The sequence below is a fragment of the Virgibacillus sp. 7505 genome (genome assembly GCF_002272135.1).
Taxonomy (GTDB): Bacteria; Bacillota; Bacilli; order Bacillales; family Amphibacillaceae; genus Terribacillus.
On record NZ_NPBF01000462.1, the window covers coordinates 1 to 212 of the forward strand.

The following is a 212-nucleotide window of genomic DNA, read 5'->3' on the forward strand; positions in this document are numbered from 1 at the left end:
GGTCCACGTCAACGCAAATAGCCACGCCATTTGCCATCGTGACGGCTAACGGTTGGGCGCCGCCCATGCCGCCTAATCCAGCCGTTACGGTAATCGTCCCTTTTAATGAACCGCCAAAATGTTGTCGTGCACATTCGGCAAACGTCTCGTAAGTCCCTTGAACAATGCCTTGACTACCAATATAAATCCAACTTCCAGCTGTCATTTGCCCG

General features: G+C 51.9%; 1 pseudogene. It reads right to left on the reverse strand.

Annotated features, from left to right (window positions below):
- Positions 1–212, reverse strand: a pseudogene (locus CHH91_RS19800) (urocanate hydratase); the annotation flags it as partial.